The organism is Paenarthrobacter histidinolovorans (assembly GCF_014647595.1).
GTDB lineage: Bacteria > Actinomycetota > Actinomycetes > Actinomycetales > Micrococcaceae > Arthrobacter > Arthrobacter histidinolovorans.
On record NZ_BMPM01000002.1, the window covers coordinates 81,349 to 104,544 of the forward strand.

Genomic DNA, 23,196 nt, shown 5'->3' on the forward strand with positions numbered 1-23,196 from the left:
GCGTCCAGAGACTGCGGATTTGGAGGAAGGACCGGTTCAGAGACCGAAAGTCTCCGATTCCTCGAAGGGTCCAACAACCGTGATGGTTCGGGGAGCCCCGGCCAGTTCCCGGGCAAGGTCCCGGACCTCTTCGACGGTGACAGCCTGGATGCGGGCCAATGTCTCGTCGATATCCTGGAACTCACCGGAGACCAGCTCTGCCCGGCCCAGCCGGGACATCCGGGAACCCGTATCCTCAAGGGCCAAAACAATCCCGCCGCTGAGCTGTCCGACTGCTTTCCGGAGCTCGTCCTCGGTGATGCCATCCTCAGCCAGCTTGTCCAGCTCCACACCCAGCAACTCCACGACCTGGCGGACCTTGGAAGGCGTGCAACCGGCGTACATCCCGAAGTATCCGGCATCGGCGTAGGCGGCCGTGAACGAGTACGTCGAGTAGACCAAACCGCGCTTTTCCCGGATCTCCTGGAATAGCCGCGAGGACATGCCCCCACCGAGAACGGCGTTGAGAACACTCATGACAAAACGGCGATCATCGGTGGCGACAATCGTGGGGCAGCCCATGATGATGTTCGCTTGTTCCACAGGACGCTTCACCACGTGCAGGCCCGATGTTCCGGCAATGACCGCCCTGCCAGTCCCACGCCGGTCCACCGGAGCGGCATCGGCGTCAAGCTGCCAGCCGGCAGCGGTCAGGGCGTCGAGAACAAGCCCGCAGACGACGTCGTGGTCCAATCCACCCGCAGCGGTAATGACCAACTCTTCCGGCCGGTAGTAGCGCTGGTAGTGCTCCCATACGGAATCGCGTGCCACGGCTTTAATGGCTTCAGGAGTTCCACCGATGGGGCGGGCCAGCGGGTGCTCACCCAGCACGGCGGCCACAAACTTCTCATGGGCTACATCCGTGGGGTCATCGCTGTCCATGGCGATTTCCTCGAGGATAACGTCGCGCTCCTGCTCCAGTTCCGCAGGGTCCAGGACCGCGCCCGTGATCATGTCAGCGATGACATCGATGGCCATGGGGAGATCGGTGTCCAGCACCCGGGCAAAGTAGCAGGTGCTTTCCTTCGCCGTCGCAGCATTGGACTCGCCGCCTACCTCGTCAAACGCCGAGGCAATTTCCAAGGCTGTGCGGCGTTTGGTGCCCTTGAACAACAGGTGCTCAAGGAAGTGTGTTGATCCGTGCTGGCCTTCTGCCTCATCACGGGAACCGACTGCCACCCAGAATCCAATGGTGGCCGATCGCTGGCCCGGCATTGCCTCGGTCAGCACGCGGACGCCGCCAGGAAGAACGGAACGCCGGACAACGGAACCGCCCTCGGCACCATGGATCAATTCGCCGCCAGGAAGAGTTTGCTCCAACGGCAAGGGTACGACAGTCATTAAAGCCTTTCGGGTTAAGGCCGGAAGGGCCGGTGGAGCTTTTTCAAGCCCACCGGCCCTGCCGGGTGTACTGCTTACAGACTACTCTGCGGAAGCTTCTGCGGCCTCGGCCGGAGCGTCCTCGGAAGCTGCGCCTTCTTCATCGGCAACAACCGGCGAGAGGGAGAGCTTTCCGCGGTCGTCGATCTTGGTGATCTCAACCTGGACCTTCTGGCCCACGGAAACGACGTCATCGACGTTGTCCACGCGCTTGCCGTTGGCCAGCTTGCGGAGCTCGGAGATGTGCAGCAGGCCGTCCTTGCCCGGAGTAAGGGAAACGAAGGCGCCGAAGGTAGTGGTCTTGACGACCGTTCCCAGGTAGCGCTCACCGATTTCCGGTACCTGCGGGTTGGCGATGGCGTTGATGGCCGAACGTGCTGCATCTGCAGACGGACCATTGGTGGCGCCGATGTAGACCGTGCCGTCATCCTCGATGGAGATGTCCGCGCCCGTGTCTTCCTGGATCTGGTTGATCATCTTGCCCTTGGGGCCAATGACCTCGCCGATCTTGTCCACGGGGATCTTCACGGCGATGACGCGCGGTGCGAACTCGGAGAGCTCATCCGGGGTGTCAATCGCGGCGTTGATGACCTCGAGGATGTGGAGGCGTGCTTCGCGGGCCTGCTTCAGTGCTGCTGCCAGCACGGACGCGGGGATGCCGTCCAGCTTGGTGTCCAGCTGGATGGCCGTGACGAACTCGGAAGTACCGGCAACCTTGAAGTCCATGTCACCGAAAGCGTCTTCGGCGCCGAGGATGTCGGTCAGGGCTGCGTAGCGGGTCTGGCCGTCAACCTGGTCGGAAACCAGGCCCATGGCGATACCGGCGACGGCTGCCTTCAGCGGCACACCAGCGTTGAGCATGGAGAGCGTCGAAGCGCAGACCGAACCCATGGAGGTGGAACCGTTGGATCCGAGTGCTTCGGATACCTGGCGGATGGCGTAGGGGAATTCTTCCCGGCTGGGCAGAACCGGAACCAGGGCGCGCTCGGCAAGGGCACCGTGGCCGATTTCGCGGCGCTTGGGGGAACCAACGCGGCCGGTTTCACCGGTGGAGTACGGCGGGAAGTTGTAGTTGTGCATGTAGCGCTTGCGCGTTACCGGCGACAACGAGTCGATCTGCTGTTCCATCTTGAGCATGTTCAGCGTGGTGACACCCATGATCTGGGTCTCGCCGCGTTCGAAGATGGCGGAACCGTGAACGCGGGGAAGAACCTCGACCTCAGCCGTCAGCTGGCGGATGTCCGTCAGGCCACGGCCGTCGATACGGACCTGGTCCTTGAGGATGCGCTGGCGCACGACGTGCTTGGTGACCGAGCGGAATGCCGCGGACAGTTCCTTCTCGCGGCCTTCGAACTGGCCGGCAAGTTCCCCAAGGACTTCGTCCTTGAGTTCGTCGGAGGCGTTGTCGCGGTCCTGCTTGTCGGCGATCTGGAAGACAGCAGCCAGCTTGTCGGCAGCTGCGGCTTCAACAGCGGCGTAAACGTCGTCCTGGTAGTCCAGGAAGACCGGGAACTCCACCGTGGGCTTGGCGGCGCGGGCTGCCAGGTCTGCCTGTGCTTCACAGAGTGCCTTGATGAACGGCTTGGCAGCCTCGAGGCCCTCGGAAACAACCTCTTCGGTGGGAGCGGTTGCGCCCTGTTCCTTGATGAGGTTCCAGGAGTTGTCCGTGGCTTCGGCTTCAACCATCATGATGGCGACGTCGTCCCCGGCAATGCGGCCGGCGACAACCATGTTGAAGACAGCGTTTTCGAGCTGCGAGTGCTTGGGGAAAGCAACCCACTGCGAACCCTGCTCGTCGGCGATGAGGGCAACGCGGACGCCACCGATCGGGCCGGAGAACGGGAGACCGGAAAGCTGGGTGGACATCGAGGATGCGTTGATCGCAACGACGTCGTACAGCTCATCGGGGTTGATCGCCAGGACGGTGACGACGATCTGGACCTCGTTGCGCAGGCCCTTGACGAATGCCGGGCGAAGCGGGCGGTCCATCAGGCGGCAAGCCAGGATGGCTTCGGTGGAAGGACGGCCTTCGCGGCGGAAGAACGAACCCGGGATACGGCCGGCAGCGTACATGCGCTCTTCGACATCCACGGTCAGCGGGAAGAAGTCGAAACCTTCGCGCGGCTGCTTGCCTGCGGTGGTTGCGGAGAGCAGTGCGGTGTCTTCGTCGATGTAGACCATCGATGCGCCGGCTGCCTGCTTGGCAAGGCGGCCTGTTTCGAAGCGAATGACGCGCTTTCCAAAACGGCCGTTGTCGATGATGGCTTCGGAGAACTGGATTTCGGGACCCTCCATAGAGAGTCACCTCCGTTTCTGTTAGCGGAAGTCCACCGCATCAACCCAGGCCTCTTCTTTTTTCCTGGCCTGTACTACACCCGGTCATCGATCGAGATCCACGGGCGCCATCATCACAGATGGCCCTCCCGGGAATCACTACCGAGGACCGCGAATGCGCGATGCGGTTGATTCCTGTTTTTAGTTGTTGGTGAAGAAGGCGGCCCGTCCTGCAAGGGCGCGGGCCGCCCCTAAAGGCAGACTAGCGGCGCAGGCCGAGACGCTCGATGAGCGAACGGTAGCGGGCGATGTCAGTGTTCTTCAGGTAGGAAAGCATGCGCTTACGACGACCGACCATGGCCAGCAAACCGCGCTGGGTGTGGAAGTCGTGCTTGTGCTCCTTCATGTGCTCAGTCAGATCCTTGATCCGCTGGGTCAGGACTGCAACCTGGACCTCGGGCGAACCGGTGTCGCCTTCAGAGGTTGCGTATTCCTTGATGATGGACTGCTTTACAGCGGCTTCAAGTGCCACGTGAACTCCTAGAGTTGTGCCGTGCTTCCCGATGCAGCGCCTCGCTGACGGGTTGCCCTGCATGCGTTGCCGCACACAAAAACAGGTCCAGCTGCCACGGACTGCGGCCGGATCCACTCATCAGTTTACCGGCAGGTCAGCAGTGTTGTCGAAACACCCCTAGCGCGGGGCGAGGAGCTCGCGGGCCTGGGCTACATCCAGGCACATTTGTTCCACCAGGGCTTCAGGTCCGCGGTAGGCCACCATGCCCCGCAGGCGCCGGGTGAATTCGACCGCGACGGTCTGCCCGTAAAGGTCGAAGTCCTCCACATTTTCCTCCGGGCGGTCGATCACGTGTGCTTCGACCTGGCGGCTGACGCCATCAAAGGTGGGGTTGGAACCCACGGATATGGCGGCAGGCCAACGCGTACCCGACTGGTCGATCAGCCAACCCGCGTAGATGCCGTCGGCGGGAATGTAGCCCGTTGAATCATGGGAAAGATTCGCTGTGGGGAATCCGAGATCGCGGCCGCGGGCAGCGCCGTGGACAACTTCCCCACGCATCCGGTGGGGCCTGCCCAGCACGGCGGCGGCTGTCACCACATCGCCTTCGGACAAGGCCTCCCGCACCCAGGTGGAGGAACAGCGGCGGTCCGCGTCGCCGTCGTGGTGGAGCGGGAAGCCGCCCGCACCGTATTCGTTGACCACCTGCACGCCGAAGCCCAGCTGTTCGCCCAGTTCCTGCATTGTTACGACGTCGCCGACGTTCCCGGCACCGAACCGCAGATCGTGGCCAACAACAACGTGCGCCGCATGGAGACCGTCGATCAGGACGTCACGAACGAATTCGACCGGTGACATCGCTGCGAGATCCAGGGTGTATTTCATGACCAGTACGGCATCGACGCCGGTGTCGCCCAGCGCCTCCAGCTTGTCCTGCAGGCCCATGATCAGTTCGGGCGCCGCGTCCGGCCGGTGGACCTGGGCCGGATGGGGATCAAAGGTCACGGCGACGGAAGGAATGTTGTACCGCTTTGCCGTGTCCGTCAGCTGCGAGAGGACATGCTGGTGGCCCCGATGTACCCCGTCAAAATTGCCGATGGTGACAACGGTAGGTCCAAAGTCCTTGGGGACCTCGGTGGGATCGTTCCAGATGTGGACCATCAACCTCGCCTTTTACTGCAGATGTTCGTTCCGTCCGGCAACCTCCCGGCGCCGGAACATTCTAAGGTTACCCGCAAGGGCTGTCGGCTCAGGACGGACGGCGCTTGTTGAGCCACAAGAGCCCAAGGATCGGCAGCAACAGGGGCACGAAGCCATACCCCCGGCCAAACAGCGACCACACGGTGTCGTGCGGGAAGGCCACCGGATCGAAGAGGCTGATCGCCCCAACCACCAGCACGCCAACCAGTTCCGTGAGCACAGCGGCCAGCGACACCTTGAACCAGGTGCGGCCGGGCTTGGCCAACGAAATGGTCGCCACAATGTAGACGACGGCGGCAAACGCCGAGAGGATGTGCGCCAACGGAGCTTCGGCGAACTTGGTGGCAATCTGGTAGCCGGCGCGGGCTGTCGCTGACAGGGCGAACACCGCGTATACCGCAATCAGCAGGCGCCCCGGACCGGTGTTCCGGGTGTCTTTCTGCTTCGGCTGCTGGCCGGCGGAGTTTGTCTCGGTTCCAGTCACTTTGTGTTCTTCCTTCAAGGTCAGTACCAGATCTGGTTCATGCGGGCACCCATCACGAATACCGTCACACCCACAGCTGCGAGGACGAAATTGCTCCACCGGGTCCGTTCCAGGATTGCCCAGTACACGGCGCCGAGCGGGATGATCAGTGCCGTGATCAGGTAACCCCAGAACTCCCAGGGCTCCCCGGCAATCTGCTCACCCAAGGCCACGCGGACGATTGAGCCCACCAGGTACACCAGCAGGACAACTTCGATGGCCAGCACGGAGTAGATCGTGGGGTCGTTCGGGGCTTTCTTCATCAAGCCGGCCACAAGGCACATGATGGTGGAGACCAGGCCGACAATCAGGAGTGCGTAAAAGTATCCGTCCATGCCTACTTTGCCTGCCCTGCTCCCGTGTCCGTTCCAGAGCCCGTTCCCGAGCCCGTTCCCGGCGCAAAGACCAACACGGGTTTGGCAAAGGCTCCACTGTCGGCCAGCAAAGCGACCAACTCCCCCGACGGCGCGAACGCTGCGGCGGGATTCCCGGCCGTGGCAGCATCCGCAGTGCCTGCCCCCGGACCGGCAGCAATGCGGCGTCCGAAGGAGATTTCCGTGGTTTCCTCGTCGCTCAGTTCCCGGTTGGGCATCAGGGCACGTGCGGCCAGGGACATATCAAGGACCTCGAGCTCTTCTGCAAGCTCCTCCAAAGTCCTCGCCTGGTCGATCGAGTACGGTCCCACCTGGGTACGACGCAGGGCCGTGAGGTGTCCGCCGACACCCAAGTCGTTGCCAAGGTCGCGGGCCAAGGCCCTGATGTACGTGCCGGAGGAGCATTCCACGGTGACGTCGACGTCAACTACCCTGCCGCCGTCGACCCTGGTGACCGCGTGGATGTCGAAGCGGTGGATGGTGACCGGGCGGGCAGCGAGCTTGACCTCTTCGCCTGAGCGGACCCGGGCGTAGGAACGTTCGCCGTTGACTTTGATGGCGCTGACGCTGCTGGGCACCTGCTGGATGGGACCGGTCAGCGCGGCAACACCGGCTTCGATGGCGTGGTCGGTGACATCCGCTGCGCTGCGGGCCTCCGTAACCTCGCCTTCGGCGTCGTCCGTGATGGTGGTTTCGCCGAGCCTGATGGTGGCGGTATACGTCTTGGACGTGCCAACAATGTAGGTCAGGAGCCGGGTTGCTTTGTTAATGCCCAGCACGAGCACCCCTGTGGCCATGGGATCGAGCGTCCCCGCATGCCCCACTTTCCGGGTGCCGGCCAGCCGCCGCATCCGGCCAACCACATCATGGCTGGTCCATCCCTGCGGTTTGTCAACGATTACCAGTCCAGAAAGCACGCTTACCAGTATATGGGTGGCTAGGATGACTCCCATGCCTTCGCTTGCCCCGCACGTCCGCGACGTCCCCGTGAACCAGATCCGTGAAATCACAGAAGCCGCCTGGGCCACCGCCGGCGCGATCGTCCTCAGCATTGGCGAGCCGGGCTTTGCCCTGCCGCGCCACGTCCTGGAGGCAGGCATCGCCTGCCTGGACAGGGATGAGACCAACTACACACCCAATGCCGGGTTCCCGGCCCTCCGTGAAGCTTTCGCTGCCCGGTTCCGCGCACAGCAAGGGGTGAACATCGGCGCTGAACGGGTGTATGTGGTGGATGGCGCCCAGCAGGGACTGCATTTCGCCATGAGTCTTCTTCTCTCCCCCGGCGACGAAATCCTCATCCCAAATCCCGGGTACCCCACCTTCGCCATGACAAGCCGCCTCCTGCATGCTGTGCCGGTGCAGTACCCCCTCTACCCGCACAACGACTTCCAGCCGCACATCGAGGACATCGAAGCGCTGATCACCCCGCGGACCAAAGTACTGATGCTGAACTCGCCATCCAATCCGCTCGGCGCCGTCATCAGCGAGGAAACCACCCGCGAACTGGTTGCCCTGGCGGTCAAACACGATCTCTGGATCATCTCTGACGAATGCTATGAAGCCTTCACCTTCGACGTCCCGCATGTCAGTCCGGCCCGCTTCGACAGCACCGTTCCCGGGGAGGCCCGGGTTTTCACGTCCCTGACGTTGTCCAAAACGTACGGCTTGACCGGTCTGCGTATCGGGGCGCTGATCTGCCCACCGGGACTGGAGCAGAAGATGAACAACGTCATGGAATCGATTGTGTCGTGTGTTGCGTCGCCGTCGCAGTACGCAGCCCTGGCCGCCTTGACGGGCCCACAAGACTACGTTTCCACCGCCCGCGACCACTACCGGAGCAACCGCGACGCCGCCTCGGCCGTGCTGGTGTCGAAGAACATTCCCTTCCTCGGTGCGCAGGGCGCCTTCTACCTATGGGCCGACGTTTCGCACGTCAGCGACGGGGATGTCCGGACCTGGGTTCGAAAATTCCTTGCGGAATCGGGCGTATCCTTCGCTCCCGGGACGGCGTTTGGATCCATCGGCGAGGGTTGGATACGGATTGCGCTTTGCGGCAATCAGCAAGGACTGCTCGACGGCGTCAATCGCCTTCCCGCCCGGGCGTAGTACTTCCGGCCCGTACAGGTGCGTCCGGGGACGTCGCGTCCTAGTACGCGGTCCGCCGGACGTGGTTCCGCCAGGCCTCGAAAGGCTGATCGGACGCCACGAGAACGGCTTGCTCAACCGGGAGGAGTTCAGGCCGGGAGCCGCTGAAGTACTCGTAGAACACGGCATCGTCGAAACCTGCCCGCGCGGCTCCGTGCCTGTCAGCGGCGAAGTAGACCCGCCCTATCCTGGCCCAGAGCGTGGCTGACAGGCACAGCGGACAAGGCTCGCAGCTGGCGTAGAGCACCGACCCGGAAAGATCGAACTTGCCGATTGCTGCCGCGGCCCGGCGGATCGCCACAACTTCCGCATGGGCCGTGGGATCGTGGTCCCTGGTCACCCGGTTGACTCCCTCATGGGCAGTCCCGTCAGGGGTGACCACGACGGCGCCGAAAGGGCCACCGCCGTCGGCAACGTTCTGCACGGCCAGCTGTATGGCCCGGTTCAGGTATTCATCACGCTGGTGAGCACTGTGCGCAGACATGTTCCCGATCATAGCGAGTCCGGATACAGAAAATGCCCCCAAGAAGGCCTCTTGGGGGCATCAGCTGTGCAAAATCCTGCGTGGGATCAGCGGTTGGCGTCTTCGTCGAGTTCGTTGTCTCCGATGAGGTCGGTGTCCTCTTCGTCGAAGTCGTCCTCGTCGATGTCTGCCGGGGAATCACTCTTGTACGGGTCAGCGTCGCCTGCGGGCTTGGCGCCTGCAGCCAGTGCGGCTACCTCGGCGTCGCGGCGCTTGGCTTCACGCAGCAACTCCTCAAGGTTCGAGGCGTTGACCGGAATCTGGTCTGCCACGAATTCAAGCGTCGGGGTGAGCCGGACCGTGATATTGCGGCCAACTTCCTGCCGGAGCACACCCTTTGCCTTCTCCAAGGCACGTGCAGCGTCAGCGTGCGCTACTTCATCGCCGAACACGGTGTAGTAGATGGTGGCGTGCTGAAGGTCGTTGGTGACGCGGGCGTCGGTGACCGTAATGGACTCGACGCGCGGATCCTTGACCCGGCGCCCGAGGGCCTCGGCGACGACCACCTTGATCCGCTGTGCCAGCTTGGCAGCGCGTGCGGGATCAGCCATGACTTCCTCCTGGAAAGTAGAAACGGGGAACGGAACGGGTCCGCCGGGGCAACCCGACGGACCCGCTCCATACGGAACCTAGACGCGCGGCTTCTCGCGCATTTCGAAGGTCTCGATGATGTCGCCTTCACTGACGTCATTGAAGGAGCCAAGACCGATACCACACTCGAAGTCCGTGCGGACTTCAGTGGCGTCATCCTTGAAACGCTTGAGCGTCTCAACGGTGAGGTTGTCACCGATGATCTTGCCGTCGCGGGTGACACGTGCCTTGGTGTTACGGCGGATGATGCCCGAGCGGACGATCGAACCTGCGATGTTGCCGAACTTGGAAGAACGGAAGACTTCGCGGACCTCGGCAGTACCGAGCTGGACTTCTTCGTATTCCGGCTTGAGCATGCCCTTGAGAGCCATCTCAATGTCATCGATTGCTGCGTAGATGACCGAGTAGAAGCGCATGTCCACGCCTTCGCGGTCGGCCAGTTCAGCAACACGCTCGGCCGGCTTGACGTTGAAGCCGATGATGATGGCGTTGTCCACCGTGGCGAGGTTGACGTCGTTCTGCGTGATGGCACCCACACCGCGGTGGATGACACGGAGCTGAACGTCGTCGTCTCCGACGTCGATCTTGAGCAAGGCATCTTCGAGGGCTTCCACGGCACCGGACACGTCACCCTTGAGGATGAGGTTGAGGGTGTCGATCTTGCCTTCGGCAACGGCCTGGTCGAAGTCTTCCAGGCTGATGCGCTTGCGACGCTTGGCCAGTGCGGCGTTGCGGTCGGCAGCTTCACGCTTCTCAGCGATCTGGCGGGCCGTACGCTCGTCAGGGGTTACCAGGAAGGTGTCACCTGCACGCGGCACGTTGGACAGGCCCAGGACCTGGACGGGACGGGACGGCAGTGCGACATCAAGTGCCTCACCGTTCTCGTCGAACATGGCACGAACACGGCCGTGGGCCGTACCGGCAACGATCGTGTCACCGACAGCCAAAGTACCGGACTGGACCAGGACGGTAGCAACAGCACCGCGGCCCTTGTCCAGGTTCGCTTCGATGGCAATGCCTCGAGCGTCCTTGTCCGGGTTGGCACGCAGGTCCAGGGCGGCATCGGCCGTCAGCAGAACGGCGTCGATCAGTTCGTCGATGTTGAGGTTCTGGCGTGCAGAGACCTCAACGAACATGGTGTCGCCACCGTATTCTTCGGGAACCAGGCCGTACTCGGTCAGCTGGCCCTTGACCTTGTCAGGGTTGGCGCCTTCCTTGTCGATCTTGTTCACAGCGACAACGATCGGCACGTTTGCTGCCTGTGCGTGGTTGAGTGCTTCCACCGTCTGCGGCATAACGCCGTCGTCGGCTGCGACAACCAGGATCGCGATGTCGGTGACCTTCGCACCACGTGCACGCATGGCCGTGAAGGCCTCGTGACCGGGGGTGTCAATGAAGGTGATGTCGCGGGCAGTGCCCTCGTGGACGTGGCTGATCTGGTAGGCACCGATGTGCTGGGTGATGCCACCGTGCTCGCCGGCCACAACGTTGGAGTTGCGGATGGCGTCCAACAGGCGGGTCTTACCGTGGTCAACGTGACCCATGACCGTAACAACCGGTGCGCGGGGCTCAAGGACGTCGTCGCCTTCGGCGTCGAGTTCGTCCTGGATGTTGATGTCGAACTGGTCCAGAAGCTCGCGCTCTTCGTCTTCCGGCGAAACAACCTGGAGCTTGTAGCCAAGTTCGGCGCCAAGCAGGCCAAAGGTGTCCTCGTCGAGGGACTGCGTAGCCGTGGCCATCTCACCAAGGTGGAACAGCACGGTTACCAGCGATGCCGGGTTCGCGTCGATCTTTTCGGCGAAGTCCGTGATGGACGAACCACGACGCAGGCGGATGATGGTCTCACCGTCACCGCGGGGTACTGATACGCCGCCCAGCGACGGAGCACTCATCTGCTCCAGTTCCTGGCGCTTTGCACGCTTCGACTTGCGCTGCTTGCCACGACCGGCACCGCCCTTGCCGAAGGCACCCTGGGTGCCACCGCGACCGCGGCCACCCTTGCCGAAGCCACCGCCGGCGGGAGCTCCGCCACCAGTGCCCGAACCTGGAGCGCCACCGGGACGACCCGGTCCGCCACCCGGACGGCCTGCGCCACCGGGACGGCCTGCGCCACCCGGAGCCGGACGCTCAGTGCGGTTGGGCATCATGCCCGGAGTAGGACGGTTTCCGCCACCGGGACCGCCGGCAGGACGCGGAGCGCCCGGACGGGGTGCGCCAGGACGCGGAGCGCCCGGACGGGGACCACCGGTACCTGCTGCGGGACGGGGACCGCCCGCACCAGCTGCAGGACGCGGGCCACCGGGGCGTTCGCCGTCGTTACGGCGTTCGCCACGGGGCATGCCCTGTGACGGCGCGAACGGGTTGTTGCCCGGACGCGGCGGACGATCGCCGTCGCCACCACGGCCGCGGGGCATGCCCTGCGAGGTGGCAAACGGGTTGTTGCCGGGACGGGGACCGCCCGGACGGGGGGCCTGGCCGCCTTGGCGCGCCGGAGCCGGAGTCTCTGCCTTGGGAGCAGGACGGGCACCGGGCTTCGCGGAAACCGGGGTTGATGCCGCGGGAGCAGCAGGCGCTGCCGGCGCGGCGGGAGCCGGAGCTGCCGGAGCGGGAGCTGCGGGTGCCGGGGCCGGAGCCTTCGGCGCTGCAGGGCCCGGAGCCGGGGCAGCCGGACGGGATGCTGCGGGACGGGCTGCCGCCGGAGCGGCGGACTTTGCAGTGCCGGCACCCGGGTAGGCGTCGCGAAGCTTCTTCACGACGGGGGCCTCAATGGTGGAAGAGGCGGAGCGAACGAATTCGCCCAATTCCTGCAGTTTGGTTACTGCATCTTTGGAAGTAATACCGAGCTCTTTAGCGAGCTCATGTACGCGGACCTTGGCCACATTTCTCCTGTCTCGGTCCGCACCGAGCCAGGCACGAACCGTCTACTTCTTACTGCGGGCCTTTGACGCTTGCGCGATTGAAAGGCCCATTGCAGAGCGCAACAAAGTTGTCATCGTTACGCACTCATCGCTGGGAACTCATCGGGTTTCCATCAGTTTTCTGACCCGCTTTCAGGTTTGGACGGTTTTCCTGCGGCTGCCGGGGCCTCCACAAGTGGCGTACCCGGCATCAGGTAGCGTTCGATGGCGTCGGTTTCAGTAGCGCCCGCGAGGGCCCTTCCGAAAGCGCGACGCTTGATCGCCAATGCCAGGCACTTTTCGGTGGGGTGAAGCCACGCACCCCTGCCGGCCATCCGGCGTCGAACATCGACGAGGACAGCGGTTGAACCGCTGCCCTGGGCGACCAGCCGGACAAGCTCGGACCGGGAGCCTTGCTTCCGGCATCCGATGCACGTACGAACAGGCCCATGGCCGTGTTCGAGCAGTTCAGCCACGACGCGTCCAACCTGCCTTACGTTACTGGCGCCGACGGCCCCGATCCTGCAGATGCAGCCGAGGCACGCCAAAGCGCGCGGATACCGGACGTAAGCCCGGTTCCATCTAGTCTAGCCCCCCGGCCCCTGACTCCTGAAACCAGAAGTCAGGGAGGGCGGCGCGAAAGCAGCGTCCGGAGCCGCCGGTTCTGCCGTTATTCGGATTTGGCCGGGGCTGCGTCCGAAACGATATCGATCCGCCATCCCGTCAGCTTGGCTGCGAGCCGCGCATTCTGGCCTTCTTTGCCGATCGCCAGCGAAAGCTGGTAGTCCGGCACAACGACGCGGGCCGAACGCGTTGCCTCGTCAGTGATTGTGACCGAATTCACCCGCGACGGCGACAGGGAGTTCGCGATGAAGGTTGCCGGATCCTCGCTGAAGTCGACGATATCGATCTTCTCGTCGTTCAGCTCGGTCATGACAGCGCGGACGCGCGAACCCATTTCACCGATGCAGGCGCCCTTGGCGTTGACGCCGGGGATGTTCGCCTTCACGGCAATCTTGGTGCGGTGGCCGGCTTCCCGGGCCAGCGCCACGATCTCCACGGAATGGTCCGCGATCTCCGGAACTTCCATTTCGAAGAGCTTGCGGACCAGGCCGGGATGCGACCGGGAAAGCGTGATGGACGGACCTTTGGCGCCGCGGTGGACATCCACGACGAAGGCGCGCAGGCGGCTTCCGTGCAGGTACTTTTCACCGGGAACCTGTTCGGGCGGGGGAAGCAAAGCTTCCACGGTGCCGAGGTTGACCTGGATCATGTGCGGGTTGTTGCCCTGCTGGATCATTCCGGCAACGAGCTCACCCTCACGGCCCTTGAACTCGCCCAGCACGTTGTCGTCCTCAACGTCACGGAGGCGCTGCAGGATGATCTGGCGTGCGGTACTCGCTGCGATGCGGCCGAAGCCGGCCGGGGTGTCTTCGAACTCGCCGATGGGCTCGCCGTCGTCATCAATCTCAGTGGCCCAGATGGTCACGTGTCCGCTCTTGCGGTCCAGCTCTGCGCGGGCCTTCTCAAAGGCGCCGGGCGTCTTGTGGTAGGCCACCAGCAGGGCTTGCTCGATGGTGGGAATCAGGAGATCCAGCGGGATTTCACGCTCACGCTCCAGGAGTCTCAGTGCGCTCATGTCAATATCCATTAGGCCTCCTCGGAAGGTCCGTTGTGCTCGTCTTCCAGCGCAGCCTCGTGGAGGTGGCTGAATTCAATCTCGACTTTTCCATGGCGGATCCTGTCGAAAGGAATAGTGATGGGGTCGCCCTGCTTGGGCTTCATGCCCTTCTTGACTTCATGCTCGGGAATGATCGTCACCTCGTTCTCACCAACGGAGGTAATGCGTCCCAGGACGTTCTCTCCCTGCATGACGTTGACCCGCACCATGCGGCCACGGGCGCGGTGCCAATGACGGGGTTCGGTCAGCGGGCGCCCTACTCCCGGCGAGGAAACCTCGAGGTCGTACGGACGTCCGTCATCGTGGGGATCGTTGTCCAGAATATCCGACAGGCCCCGGGAGACCTCCGCGATGGCGTCAAGACTGACACCACCGGTTTCTTCCTGGGGAAGGTCCACGACGACGTGGACAGTGCGGTGCGATCCGGCAACGTGGATGGAAACATCCTCGAGGTAGAGCCTGCTGGCGAGGACAGCCGGTTCGAGCAGCGCTTTGAGCCTGCTCTCTTCCGGGTTGTGGATGGTGGCCGTTGAGTTCGATTCAGAACGGTCTGTTGAAGTCGTGGCTTCCGAGTCACTCACGTTGCCCGCCGCCTCCCGATAGATGTTGTTGTGACTACTAGCCTAACGATTATCCCGGGAACATGGTGCACGGAGTTGCCCGCCCGCGTGACACCATGGTGTGTTGTGAAGGGGCAAACAAGCGAAAAACGACGAACACCAGTCTGGGGGCGGGTCCTGCTGGTTGCCGTGGTGGCCTTGTTGGTGGCGGGCACGGGCATGGTGCTGATTCCGCGCGATTCCGGGACTCCTCCACCCGTTTCCTTCTCCGAAGCGGCCCTCACGGATGCCTCGAAAGAGACCGTGGGTTTGCTCGAATCAGCTCAAGCCCTCTCCGCAGCGGACGGGCAGAGCGCCAAAATCCCGGGGCTTGGCGATCTTGTGACATTGCTGACAACCCACACGCGGGCACTGATGGTTCCCGAAGATGCCACCGGCGCAGTCTCCACCCATCCCACTCCTCCGGCCACACCAGCAACAAACACCACATCCGCCACACCGGCAACACGTGCTTCCCTGCTGGAAGAGCTCGCTGTGAGTGGCCGGAAACGCCTGGCGGCTGCCCGCGAAGCCGACGGCGGGATTGCCCGCCTGTTGGCGTCCGTCGGTACCGCCCAACTGCTCCGGGCTGAGACACTCGCCGCCCAGTGGCAATTGCCGTTGCCCGGGGACCCCTCGGCCGACAGCAAGGCTCCGCTTCCTTCGACGGTTCCGGCGGCCACGCCAACCGCGGCGGCTTGTCCCTCAGTCAGCCCCACACCGGAGCCCTCGTCGGCTACGACCGATGCTGCTCTTGCTGCGGCAGTCCGTTCGCAACAAGAGGCGGTGTACGCCTACCAGGTCGCCCTCAAAAGGCTGGACAACAGTGCCGGCACCGCTGCGGCAAGAGACCTGGAAGTGCACGTGCTCTTGCTCCGGCAGGCAGAAGCGCTGACCCGGGCCAACTGCGGAGACGTACCCGTTTCAACGGCCGGCTATCAGCTTCCCGATCTGTTTGCGAAGGATCCCGCTGCGGCCCTCGCCGCCCTGGAAACGTCCTCGTTGCCGGGCTTGGGGGACCTTGTGGCTTTGTCCACCGGTGAGACCCGCGGATGGGCTGTGGACGGCCTTCTGGCGGCGGCCCGCAGGAGCCTTGCCTGGGGTGCCGCTCTTCCGGCCCTGCCGGGTCTCAAGCTCGACGCCGAGGGGTTGCCACCGCTGCCGGCGGCGGGCGCCGCTTCCCCTCCTGCCACGCCATCCGCTGACAGATAAGGCACCGGTGGATAGGCGAGCCTAGCCATGCTGGCAAAGGCCGTCCACTGGTGCTTGGCTAGGGGCATGGCTTCAACGGAAACTGCCACCACCCATGACAATGAACCGCACCGGGACGATCTGGCCCACCGGCTGAACTGGTTGCGGGCCGGGGTGCTGGGCGCCAATGACGGAATCGTGTCAGTCGCCGCGATCGTGGTGGGCGTGGCCGGTGCCACCACCAACACCGGCAGCATCCTGGCTGCCGGAACAGCGGGTTTGGTGGGCGGGGCCATCTCCATGGCTTTGGGCGAATACGTTTCCGTCAGCAGCCAGAGCGACACCCAGAAAGCCCTGATCGAAAAGGAACGCCGGGAACTCGCCGAGCAACCCGAAGATGAACTTAACGAACTTGCCGCGATCTACGAGTCCAAGGGGCTCAGCGCCAAGACGGCCAGGACTGTTGCCGAGGAACTGACCGAGCACGATGCCTTGGCTGCCCACCTGTCCGCCGAACTGAACATTCACGAAAACGACATCGTGAGCCCCTGGAATGCAGCCTTGGCCTCGGCCGTGGCGTTCACCTTGGGGGCAGTGCTTCCGATGCTGGCAATCCTCCTCCCGCCCGCAGAGATGCGTGTACCCCTGACATTCGTTGCTGTGCTTGTGGCCTTGGCCATCACCGGAGCCATTGGGGCCTGGATCGGCGGAGCTTCCCGCGTCAGGGCTGCGGTCCGTGTGGTTCTTGGTGGAGCGCTGGCCTTGGCTGCGACGTTCTCCATCGGAACGCTCTTGGGCGCCAGCGGCGTTTTCTAGGGGCCGCACATTCCCTCAGAGTTAGGCTGTTCGCGTGGCCCTTCACGCGATGATTCCTGTTCCGGGCGATCTGCACGCCCGTTATAACCGTGACTCAGCGGGCCGGGACTGGCTGGCAAGCCTGCCCGGCCTCATTTCCGATGCCCTGGATCGCTGGGGTCTCACCGTGGACCTGGCGCCCGGGGCCGAGCCGTGGAACGGCCACGGCGCCCTGGTGGTGCCCGTCCGGCAAGACGGCTCGCCCGCAGCCCTGAAGATTGCGTTCCCGCACGACGAAGCAAAAGTCGAGCGCCACGCCTTGGCACTCTGGGACGGCCGTGGGGCCGTCCGGATCCTGGCTTCCGACGCCGCCGGTTGCTCCATGCTGTTGGAACGGTTGAATGCCTCCCGGTGGCTTCAGGACGCGCCAATGGAGCAGGCCGTGGACGCATGGGGGCGCATTGTGCGGGAGCTCTCCATACAGCCTGGCGAGGGACGTGAATGGCAAGCGTTCGATCATATCGCCGCGACTGCGGAGCGTTGGAGCGACGAATTGCCCGCAGAATGGGAACGCCTCGACCAGCCCTTTCCACGGTGGCTGTTGGAGGCGGCCCTTGAAGTGTGCCAAACACGCGGAGCCGTGGGTCGACGTTCAAGCAAGGACGTGCTGGTCCACACGGATCTGCACTTCATGAACATCCTGGCCACCACAGAAGACCAGCAGTTGCGCGGAAGCTACCTTGCCATCGATCCGCAGCCGCAGATCGGCGAGGCCGAATTCGCTGTCGCCCCGATCCTGTGGAACCGTATCTCCGACCTCTCCCGGGCGGACCCTGAAGAGGCCCTGCGCGAGCGGTGCCGCGACTTCAGCATTGCAGCCGGCCTGGACGCCGGGGTCGCGGAACAGTGGAGCATCGCCCGCGAAGTCGAAAACGCTTTGTGGTACGCCGCAAAGCCCGGACACGGCGGAGACCTCGCCCGGTCCCTCTGGGTCGCGAGCACCATGGCGGGCCGGACCCTGGACCACCTGCCCCGGGCCCACGACCTTCCGGAACCGGGCGAACTCAAGAGCTGACGGCCCGGGTACTCCTAGGCGAAGTTCTCGTTCCAGACGTCCACGCCCAGTTTGACGATCAGCGCGGCAACCACCATCAGGAAGACGAGGCGCACGAACCTGCTCCCCCTCGCCACGGCGGTCCTGGCACCCAGATAGCCGCCTGCCATGTTGGCCAGACCCAGCACCAGGCCCACGCCCCACAGCAGCGAGCCATGGGGAAGGAAGAAAATCAACGCGCCGGCGTTGGTTGCCATGTTCACGATCTTCGCCTTGGCGCTTGCTTCCAGGAAGGCGTAGCCCATGGCCGAAACCAGGGCAATGACCAGGAACGATCCCGTGCCCGGGCCGATCAGGCCGTCGTAAAAACCAATGACGGCGCCGATAAGGCAGGCCACCACATAGTGCTTGTGGCCATCATGTCGCAATGCAGTCAGCTCGCCTGCACCGGGACGCAAGGCGGTAAAAATCGCGACGGCGATCAGCGCCACTACGATGATCGGTTTGAAGACACTTGCCGGCAGGGACGCCGCCAGGATGGCGCCGCCGAAGCTTCCCGCCAACGCAATCACTGCCATCGGAATCGCGGTTTTGAGGTCCGGACCCACCCGGCGGTAGTACGTCACCGCGCTGGTGGTAGTCCCGAAGATGGAGCCCATCTTGTTGGTCGCCAGTGCCTGGACAGGGGTGATGCCGGGTACCAGCAGCAGGGCGGGGAGCTGGATCAGCCCCCCGCCACCAACCACTGCATCGATCCAGCCGGCTGCGAATCCAGCCACCACAATCAGGATGATCGTGGTGAGCTGGATTGATTCGAAACCCGAAATCACCGGGAACGTACGGCGTTGACCACGTAGTCCACTGCCTTGTCCACCGGGATGTTCTCGGCGTCACCGCTGCGGCGGTCCTTGATCTCCACGACGCCGTCCACGAGTCCGCGGCCAACCGCCAGGATGGTGGGAACGCCCACGAGCTCGGCATCGCCGAACTTCACGCCGGGCGAAACCTTGGGACGGTCATCGAAAATGACCTCCAGGCCTGCTGCCTCGAGCTCGTTGGAGAGCTTCTCGGCAGCTTCGAAGATGTCGTCGCCGCGGCCAACCGCCACCACGTGGACGTCGGCCGGAGCAACCGAGCGCGGCCACACGATGCCGCGGTCGTCGTGGTTGGCTTCGGCCAGGGCTGCCACGGCGCGCGTGACACCAACGCCGTAGGAGCCCATGGTGACCACTACCTGCTTGCCATTCTGGTCAAGGACCTTCAGGTCCAGGGCTTCGGCGTATTTGCGGCCAAGCTGGAAGATGTGGCCCATCTCGATACCACGTGCCGTCTCCAAGGGTCCCGAGCCGTCGGGGGCGGGGTCGCCCGCACGCACTTCGGTGCTCTCGATGACGCCGTCCCAGGTGAAGTCGCGGCCGGCCACCAGGCCGAAGACGTGCTTGCCTTCGGCATTGGCACCGGTGACCCAGCGGGTGCCGGAAACAACACGCGGATCAACCAGGAACAGCACCTTGGAAGTGCCTTCCAGGCCCAGCACGGGCTGATCCAGGGACAGCCCGGGACCGATGTAGCCCTTGACGAGCCACGGCAGCTTCTTGAGATCCTCTTCGTTGGCAGCTTCAAGGCCGATTTCTCCGGCGATGGGCAGGTGGGATCCGATGTTGGCTTCCACCCGCTTCAGGTCAACGGCCCGGTCCCCCGGGACGCCGATAACAACGATCTGGCGCTCACCGGTGGGCAGCGTCACGGCAAGGACCACGTTCTTGAGGGTGTCGGCGGCAGTCCAGGCGCCGCCGTCGGCCTCACTGCGCGGAGCCAGCTGGTTCGCTGCGGCCACCAGGGTATCGATGGTGGGTGTGTTGGGCGTGTCCAGGACTTCGGCTGCAGGAGCGTTGGTGAAGTCCATGTCCACCGGGACAACCGTGGTGACGGCTTCCACGTTGGCGTAGTAGCCGCCGGCCGAGCGAACGAAGGTGTCTTCGCCGATGTCGGTGGGGAACAGGAATTCCTCGCTCTTGGAGCCACCCATGGCACCGGCGGTGGCGGCGACTGGGATCACTTCCAAGCCCAGGCGCTCGAAGATCTTCAAGTACGCAGCACGATGGGCGGCGTAGCTGGCGTCCAGGCCGGCGTCGTCAACGTCGAAGGAGTAGGAATCCTTCATGATGAACTCGCGCCCGCGGAGGAGTCCGGCCCGGGGACGGGCTTCATCGCGGTACTTGTTCTGGATCTGGTAGAGGCTGAGCGGCAGGTCCTTGTAGGACGAGTAGAGGTCCTTGACCAGCAGGGTGAACATTTCCTCGTGCGTGGGGGCAAGAAGGTAGTCGGCGCCCTTACGGTCCTGGAGGCGGAACAGACCCTCGCCGTACTCGGTCCAGCGGTTGGTGGCCTCGTAGGGTTCACGCGGCAGCAATGCCGGGAAATGGACTTCCTGGGCCCCGATCGCAGCCATTTCCTGGCGGATGATTTCCTCAACCTTGCGCAGGACGCTCAGGCCCAGTGGAAGCCAGGTGTAGATGCCGGGAGCGGCGCGGCGGATATAGCCGGCGCGGACCAGGAGCTTGTGACTGGCGACCTCGGCGTCGACGGGATCTTCACGCAGGGTGCGCAGGAATAACTGGGAAAGGCGAAGGACCACGGGTACGTATCCGTTTCTTTGGCAGATGTGGCAAAACAACTGCGTACTAATCTACCGGCTGACGGCCGTGGGCCTTGAACGGACGGCTTTGCGGGCCTGCCCGCTCCGCACACGGAAGAGCCACGCCGTCGCGAGCGGAAGCCCCTGGCCGCTATGGGCTGGTCATCCTGCAATGGCGTGGCTCAACGGCCGGCCGGCCGCGGGCTTTCTCCGTGGACTACCTGGTCTTGCCCTCCAGGGCGACGAGTACGCCTGCGACTGCGAAGTACTTATTGCTGCCGAGCTCGCGGATGGTGTCGATACCCAGGGAATCCTTCAAGGCCTTTGCCGTGGCATCCGTAACACCTGCCAACGCGGCCGGAGATGCATCCAAAATTTCCTTCAGGGTCTTGTCCTCGTACGCCTTGTCGAGTGCTTTGGAAAGATCAACGCCAACTGCCATTGTCACGATTCCCCTCAATAATCACCCGCGCCCCAACGACACGGTTAGGGATGAACCTATGTGATCGACGACACATCGGTCAAGGATTTTTGTACTTTCGATGGATAAGCAGGGCCATTGACCACTACCGGTCATCAGACTTACTTTTAATTCATCACTTGGTGAATTACTCATCTTCTGAGGCCATCATGTCGCACACTGCCCGCCATGCCGCTCCTCCTGCCGCCCCTGCGGCCATCTCGGCCACGGGACTCCACGTTGCCTTGGGGCGGACCAAAGTACTCCACGGCCTGGATTTCACAGTCGAGCCTGGCCGGATTGCCGGGCTTTTGGGCCCCTCCGGCAGCGGCAAGACGACGCTCATGCGCGCCGTCGTCGGGGTCCAGCGGATCACGCAGGGATCCGTGACCGTCCTCGGACTGCCGGCAGGCAGCGCTCCGTTAAGGCGCGACGTCGGATATGTCACCCAGGGCGCCAGCGTCTACGGCGACCTCAGCGTCGAAGCGAACGTCCGCTATTTTGGCGCCATGCACCACGCGACGGCGGCCGATGTCGCCGAGGCGATTGCCGCCGTCGGACTTCAAGGTTTTGCCCGGCAGAAGGCAGCTGACCTGTCAGGTGGCCAATTCAGCCGTGTTTCGTTGGCCTGCGCGCTCGTGGCGCACCCGAAATTGCTGGTCCTGGACGAACCAACCGTCGGGTTGGATCCCGTACTTCGGGCCGAACTGTGGGAGCGGTTTGCCGCCATGGCTGCTGCGGGGACAACCCTGCTGGTCTCCAGCCACGTCATGGAGGAAGCGTCCCATTGCTCCAGCTTGCTGCTCCTGAGGGAAGGACTGCTGTTGGCCCAGCTCACGCCGGCGGAACTGGCCGAGCGCGGCGGCAGCGAAGACCTCGAGCGGGCATTCCTGACCATCATCAAGGCCGCTGAGCGCGGACAGCAGGAAAGCCAGGTGGCGTCGTCATGAACCTTCGAATGACCCTCGCCACCACCACCCGGGTTCTGGACCAGCTTCGGCACGACCACCGAAGCGTGGCACTGATCCTCGTGGTCCCGGCCCTCCTCCTGACGGCCGTCTATTTCCTCTACGAGAATGAAAGTCTGCCGCCTGGGGCAACCCGCACGTTCGATCGCGTGGGACTGATGATGCTGGCCATCTTCCCGTTCGTGGTGATGTTCCTGGTGACGTCCATCACCATGCTGCGCGAACGCACGTCCGGGACCTTGGAACGGCTGCTCACCACCCCCATCCACAAAGCCGATCTGTTGTTCGGCTATGCACTGGCCTTCTCCATCATGGCCGCCTTGCAATCCCTGGTGGCCACTGCCGTGGCGTACTGGATCTTCAACCTGGACATCAAGGGAAGCCCGGCATTGGTGGTACTGATCGCCGTGATCAACGCCGTACTGGGTGTCGCCCTGGGGCTGCTGTGTTCGGCGTTTGCCCGGACGGAATTCCAGGCCGTGCAGTTCATGCCCGTGGTAGTGGTTCCACAGATCCTGCTGTGTGGACTTTTTGTGGCCAGGGAGCACATGAACCAGGCCCTGGACAACATTTCAGGCGTCCTTCCGCTGACGTTCTCCGTGGATGCCTTGAAGGAGATCGCGGGCAACTCCGAAGCCACCGCGACCATGTGGCAGGACGCTCTTGTGATGGGACTGATCGTGGTGGGCGTCCTGGTCCTGGCCTCGCTGACCCTGAGGCGACAAACGCGATGAGCGTTCCGCAGCTGCGGCGCGGCCGGCGAAGTCCGGGCGACCACTCCAGGGAAGCGATCCTTGCAGCAGCGCGCGGGCTTTTCGCAGAGCAGGGATTCGAAGGGACAAGTCTTCGCCAGGTGGCGCGGGAGGCCTCGGTCGATCCGGCCATGGTGCACCACTTCTTCAAAGGAAAAGACGAGTTGTTCGCAGCCAGTGTCGCATTGCCGGCCGACCCTGCCGGCCTGCTGGCCGGCGTCGAAAACGCGGAGCCGGAGGAGCGGGCCGAAGCCCTCGTCCGTACAGTACTGGAGCTGTGGGAAGGTCCGGCCCAACACGCCTTGGTAGCTTTCGCCCGCGGAACCATCGGTTCCAAGGCCAAGACGGCGCTTATCCGTGAGATGGTCAACCGGGCAGTGCTCCCCCGGATCATGGCCGGGCTGCCGGGGTCGGCCGACGAGGTCCGCTTGCGGGGCACCCTCGTGGCAACGCAAGTGGTGGGACTCATGCTGGTGCGGTACGTGATCCGGCTGCAGCCGCTTGCCTCGGCGAAGCAGGAGGAGGTGGTCCGCTTGGTGGCACCGAACATCCAGCGCTACCTCACCGGGGAACTGGACTCCCCCAAGTAGGTAGCAGT

Annotated in this window: 23 protein-coding genes; 7 read left to right on the forward strand and 16 right to left on the reverse strand. The window is 63.7% G+C overall.

Features of this window, described 5'->3' with window-relative positions; genetic code table 11:
- Positions 1-36: 36 nt before the first annotated feature.
- From IEY62_RS05015 to truB, 7 genes are all read right to left on the reverse strand, one after another.
- Positions 37-1,380 carry a M16 family metallopeptidase gene (locus IEY62_RS05015; protein WP_189014602.1) on the reverse strand — a complete coding sequence of 448 codons (1,344 nt, stop codon included), beginning with the start codon at positions 1,378-1,380 and terminating at the stop codon, positions 37-39.
- 81 nt (positions 1,381-1,461) lie between these two features.
- Entirely contained in the window at positions 1,462-3,714 is a 2,253-nt protein-coding gene (locus IEY62_RS05020; protein ID WP_189014604.1) for a polyribonucleotide nucleotidyltransferase, read from the reverse strand.
- A 241-nt stretch (positions 3,715-3,955) separates the two neighbouring features.
- Entirely contained in the window at positions 3,956-4,225 is a 270-nt protein-coding gene (rpsO, locus tag IEY62_RS05025) for a 30S ribosomal protein S15 (RefSeq protein WP_039240590.1), read from the reverse strand.
- Positions 4,226-4,384: 159 nt separating this feature from the next.
- Positions 4,385-5,368 carry a bifunctional riboflavin kinase/FAD synthetase gene (locus IEY62_RS05030; RefSeq protein WP_189014606.1) on the reverse strand — a complete coding sequence of 328 codons (984 nt, stop codon included), beginning with the start codon at positions 5,366-5,368 and terminating at the stop codon, positions 4,385-4,387.
- An 88-nt stretch (positions 5,369-5,456) separates the two neighbouring features.
- Positions 5,457-5,891, reverse strand: coding sequence for a hypothetical protein (locus tag IEY62_RS05035; protein ID WP_229785085.1), 435 nt, complete (start codon positions 5,889-5,891; stop codon positions 5,457-5,459).
- A 20-nt stretch (positions 5,892-5,911) separates the two neighbouring features.
- The gene (locus tag IEY62_RS05040) at positions 5,912-6,265 is read right to left on the reverse strand and encodes a hypothetical protein (protein ID WP_189014610.1); all 354 of its coding nucleotides are present in this window, start codon (positions 6,263-6,265) and stop codon (positions 5,912-5,914) included.
- A gap of 2 nt (positions 6,266-6,267) precedes the next feature.
- Positions 6,268-7,221: a tRNA pseudouridine(55) synthase TruB gene (gene truB, locus IEY62_RS05045; RefSeq protein ID WP_189014612.1), complete on the reverse strand. Its 954-nt coding sequence runs from the start codon at positions 7,219-7,221 to the stop codon at positions 6,268-6,270.
- Positions 7,222-7,255: 34 nt separating this feature from the next.
- On the opposite strand from truB, the gene IEY62_RS05050 reads away from it, so the two are divergent.
- Positions 7,256-8,410, forward strand: coding sequence for a pyridoxal phosphate-dependent aminotransferase (locus IEY62_RS05050; RefSeq protein ID WP_189014614.1), 1,155 nt, complete (start codon positions 7,256-7,258; stop codon positions 8,408-8,410).
- 40 nt (positions 8,411-8,450) lie between these two features.
- On the opposite strand, the gene IEY62_RS05055 is transcribed toward IEY62_RS05050, so the two are convergent.
- The 6 genes from IEY62_RS05055 to IEY62_RS05080 all read right to left on the reverse strand — a co-directional run bounded on the left by IEY62_RS05055 (position 8,451) and on the right by IEY62_RS05080 (position 14,722).
- On the reverse strand, positions 8,451-8,933 hold the full coding sequence (locus IEY62_RS05055; RefSeq protein ID WP_189014616.1) for a nucleoside deaminase: 483 nt from the start codon (positions 8,931-8,933) through the stop codon (positions 8,451-8,453).
- 86 nt (positions 8,934-9,019) lie between these two features.
- On the reverse strand, positions 9,020-9,523 hold the full coding sequence (gene rbfA / locus IEY62_RS05060) for a 30S ribosome-binding factor RbfA (RefSeq protein WP_189014619.1): 504 nt from the start codon (positions 9,521-9,523) through the stop codon (positions 9,020-9,022).
- A 78-nt stretch (positions 9,524-9,601) separates the two neighbouring features.
- Positions 9,602-12,442: a translation initiation factor IF-2 gene (infB, locus tag IEY62_RS05065; RefSeq protein WP_189014621.1), complete on the reverse strand. Its 2,841-nt coding sequence runs from the start codon at positions 12,440-12,442 to the stop codon at positions 9,602-9,604.
- A gap of 152 nt (positions 12,443-12,594) precedes the next feature.
- Positions 12,595-12,936: a YlxR family protein gene (locus IEY62_RS05070; protein WP_189014623.1), complete on the reverse strand. Its 342-nt coding sequence runs from the start codon at positions 12,934-12,936 to the stop codon at positions 12,595-12,597.
- Between the two features lie 194 nt (positions 12,937-13,130).
- Positions 13,131-14,111, reverse strand: coding sequence for a transcription termination factor NusA (gene nusA / locus IEY62_RS05075; protein WP_018779040.1), 981 nt, complete (start codon positions 14,109-14,111; stop codon positions 13,131-13,133).
- Positions 14,111-14,722 carry a ribosome maturation factor RimP gene (locus tag IEY62_RS05080; protein ID WP_189014625.1) on the reverse strand — a complete coding sequence of 204 codons (612 nt, stop codon included), beginning with the start codon at positions 14,720-14,722 and terminating at the stop codon, positions 14,111-14,113. Before IEY62_RS05080 ends, nusA begins: the two co-directional genes overlap by 1 nt.
- A 105-nt stretch (positions 14,723-14,827) precedes the next feature.
- Here IEY62_RS05080 and IEY62_RS05085 point away from each other — a divergent pair, with 105 nt between their 5' ends.
- The 3 genes from IEY62_RS05085 (at position 14,828) to IEY62_RS05095 (ending at position 17,801) form a co-directional block, all read left to right on the forward strand.
- Positions 14,828-15,952, forward strand: coding sequence for a DUF4439 domain-containing protein (locus tag IEY62_RS05085; RefSeq protein WP_229785087.1), 1,125 nt, complete (start codon positions 14,828-14,830; stop codon positions 15,950-15,952).
- Between the two features lie 66 nt (positions 15,953-16,018).
- Positions 16,019-16,747, forward strand: a complete 729-nt coding sequence (locus IEY62_RS05090) for a VIT1/CCC1 transporter family protein (RefSeq protein WP_189014629.1) — start codon at positions 16,019-16,021, stop codon at positions 16,745-16,747.
- Positions 16,748-16,796: 49 nt separating this feature from the next.
- Entirely contained in the window at positions 16,797-17,801 is a 1,005-nt protein-coding gene (locus IEY62_RS05095; RefSeq protein WP_189015680.1) for an aminoglycoside phosphotransferase family protein, read from the forward strand.
- A 14-nt stretch (positions 17,802-17,815) separates the two neighbouring features.
- Here IEY62_RS05095 and IEY62_RS05100 read toward each other — a convergent pair whose 3' ends face one another.
- The 3 genes from IEY62_RS05100 to IEY62_RS05110 form a co-directional block, all read right to left on the reverse strand.
- Complete coding sequence (locus IEY62_RS05100; RefSeq protein WP_189014631.1) at positions 17,816-18,610, reverse strand: sulfite exporter TauE/SafE family protein; 795 nt, start codon at positions 18,608-18,610, stop codon at positions 17,816-17,818.
- Positions 18,607-20,418: a proline--tRNA ligase gene (locus IEY62_RS05105; RefSeq protein WP_189014633.1), complete on the reverse strand. Its 1,812-nt coding sequence runs from the start codon at positions 20,416-20,418 to the stop codon at positions 18,607-18,609. The genes IEY62_RS05100 and IEY62_RS05105 overlap by 4 nt, the downstream gene beginning before the upstream one ends.
- Positions 20,419-20,635: 217 nt before the next feature.
- The gene (locus IEY62_RS05110; RefSeq protein ID WP_189015682.1) at positions 20,636-20,860 is read right to left on the reverse strand and encodes a hypothetical protein; all 225 of its coding nucleotides are present in this window, start codon (positions 20,858-20,860) and stop codon (positions 20,636-20,638) included.
- Between the two features lie 188 nt (positions 20,861-21,048).
- Here IEY62_RS05110 and IEY62_RS05115 point away from each other — a divergent pair, with 188 nt between their 5' ends.
- From IEY62_RS05115 to IEY62_RS05125, 3 genes are read left to right on the forward strand one after another with little or no spacing between them, the layout of a single operon-like run.
- Positions 21,049-21,828 carry an ABC transporter ATP-binding protein gene (locus IEY62_RS05115; RefSeq protein WP_189014635.1) on the forward strand — a complete coding sequence of 260 codons (780 nt, stop codon included), beginning with the start codon at positions 21,049-21,051 and terminating at the stop codon, positions 21,826-21,828.
- Between the two features lie 8 nt (positions 21,829-21,836).
- Positions 21,837-22,580 (forward strand): ABC transporter permease, encoded by a 744-nt coding sequence (locus IEY62_RS05120; protein ID WP_229785138.1) that lies wholly within the window; start codon positions 21,837-21,839, stop codon positions 22,578-22,580.
- Complete coding sequence (locus tag IEY62_RS05125; protein ID WP_189014639.1) at positions 22,577-23,188, forward strand: TetR/AcrR family transcriptional regulator; 612 nt, start codon at positions 22,577-22,579, stop codon at positions 23,186-23,188. Before IEY62_RS05120 ends, IEY62_RS05125 begins: the two co-directional genes overlap by 4 nt.
- Positions 23,189-23,196 lie beyond the last annotated feature (8 nt).

Coding starts and splice junctions, on each gene's coding strand:
- IEY62_RS05110 (WP_189015682.1), bottom strand. CDS start 20,860: ATGGCAGTTGGCGTTGATCTTTCCAAAGCACTCGACAAGGCGTACGAG.
- IEY62_RS05115 (WP_189014635.1), top strand. CDS start 21,049: ATGTCGCACACTGCCCGCCATGCCGCTCCTCCTGCCGCCCCTGCGGCC.
- nusA (WP_018779040.1), bottom strand. CDS start 14,111: ATGGATATTGACATGAGCGCACTGAGACTCCTGGAGCGTGAGCGTGAA.
- IEY62_RS05120 (WP_229785138.1), top strand. CDS start 21,837: ATGACCCTCGCCACCACCACCCGGGTTCTGGACCAGCTTCGGCACGAC.
- IEY62_RS05095 (WP_189015680.1), top strand. CDS start 16,797: ATGATTCCTGTTCCGGGCGATCTGCACGCCCGTTATAACCGTGACTCA.
- rbfA (WP_189014619.1), bottom strand. CDS start 9,523: ATGGCTGATCCCGCACGCGCTGCCAAGCTGGCACAGCGGATCAAGGTG.
- IEY62_RS05040 (WP_189014610.1), bottom strand. CDS start 6,265: ATGGACGGATACTTTTACGCACTCCTGATTGTCGGCCTGGTCTCCACC.
- IEY62_RS05015 (WP_189014602.1), bottom strand. CDS start 1,380: ATGACTGTCGTACCCTTGCCGTTGGAGCAAACTCTTCCTGGCGGCGAA.
- IEY62_RS05055 (WP_189014616.1), bottom strand. CDS start 8,933: ATGTCTGCGCACAGTGCTCACCAGCGTGATGAATACCTGAACCGGGCC.
- IEY62_RS05020 (WP_189014604.1), bottom strand. CDS start 3,714: ATGGAGGGTCCCGAAATCCAGTTCTCCGAAGCCATCATCGACAACGGC.
- IEY62_RS05030 (WP_189014606.1), bottom strand. CDS start 5,368: ATGGTCCACATCTGGAACGATCCCACCGAGGTCCCCAAGGACTTTGGA.
- IEY62_RS05125 (WP_189014639.1), top strand. CDS start 22,577: ATGAGCGTTCCGCAGCTGCGGCGCGGCCGGCGAAGTCCGGGCGACCAC.
- IEY62_RS05090 (WP_189014629.1), top strand. CDS start 16,019: ATGGCTTCAACGGAAACTGCCACCACCCATGACAATGAACCGCACCGG.
- IEY62_RS05050 (WP_189014614.1), top strand. CDS start 7,256: ATGCCTTCGCTTGCCCCGCACGTCCGCGACGTCCCCGTGAACCAGATC.